2 protein-coding genes and 1 pseudogene are annotated in these 873 nt (G+C 52.8%); all 3 read right to left on the bottom strand.

The window, feature by feature from the left end; all coding sequences use genetic code 11:
* Window positions 1-145 (bottom strand): annotated as a pseudogene (locus AUR66_RS23190) (type II toxin-antitoxin system VapC family toxin); the annotation flags it as partial.
* Complete coding sequence (locus tag AUR66_RS18410; RefSeq protein WP_058573186.1) at window positions 142-417, bottom strand: hypothetical protein; 276 nt, start codon at window positions 415-417, stop codon at window positions 142-144. The gene AUR66_RS18410 and the pseudogene AUR66_RS23190, both read right to left, overlap by 4 nt.
* 216 nt (window positions 418-633) lie before the next feature.
* Window positions 634-873: hypothetical protein (locus tag AUR66_RS22965; RefSeq protein ID WP_231727970.1), on the bottom strand; the 240-nt coding region annotated here is incomplete at its 5' end.

Genomic DNA, 873 nt, shown 5'->3' with positions numbered 1-873 from the left:
TCTCGTCGAAAACGTAGTCATTCGTGTACGGTTGTCCGAACTCCCCATCGAACAGTTTGTCGAATGCACTAACAGCTTGATCGTGCCGGTCGGAATCCGTATCGTGATGCGCAAAAAACACCCCCGTATCGACGAAGACACTCATCCGTACAGCACGTCGTCGATGTCTTCCTCGGTCGTCGTGACCCCCGAGGAGACCATCCCATCGTGGAACTTCTCGCGCTCGGATTCTGCAAGAGGGACACGTTTCTCACGGAACGAGTCGATAAGATCCGCCTTGGACTCAATGGCATGCTCAACGAGCCGTGCGAGGATTTCCTGTTGCGTTACTCGCTTTCCCGTCTTGAGCCGAATCTCGGCCTGTAACCGTTCGAGACGGGATTTGGTGTCGTCGTCCATCTTTACCGACGTGGCCATACTCTTTGGTAGAACATACTACTGGGTAAAGTTTGCTACTAAATTTGATGGCGTAACTGGAGTTTGCCGAATACAGCCTCTGTCTGTGTCACGCGGTTCGTGCCAGGGTCTGAGGGTTTCAACAGAGCCATCTCCGTAGATTCCTCTACTCTGAGGACTCAAATCATCACCTATCGACTAGAGACGCATGAACGAGCGACATGACTGGTTTTCATTTCACGAGGATAGGAATGTCTCCCACGCCGTGGGGTCGCTACTAACGTTGTATGACACCTCATATCCAACCCCGAGATACGGAAAGTGATCTGCGAGATGAGGTTCCGGGAACGACATTTCGCCCGGCTTGTCAAGATCCCAAAAATACTTGCTTTGGACGTGAGAGACCTCACTCTGTGAACCGCCGCCCCTTCCTCCAATCGCTCGCTGCTGGCAGTGCATTACTGACGGCGGGCTGTA

The organism is Haloferax profundi (assembly GCF_001469865.1).
Lineage (GTDB): Archaea > Halobacteriota > Halobacteria > Halobacteriales > Haloferacaceae > Haloferax > Haloferax profundi.
The sequence above is the reverse complement of the archived record's forward strand: the minus strand, read 5'-3'. Positions and strand labels throughout refer to the sequence as shown.

Excerpts from the sequence above, each read along its gene's own strand:
- AUR66_RS18410 (WP_058573186.1), bottom strand. The coding sequence starts at position 417 with ATGGCCACGTCGGTAAAGATGGACGACGACACCAAATCCCGTCTCGAA.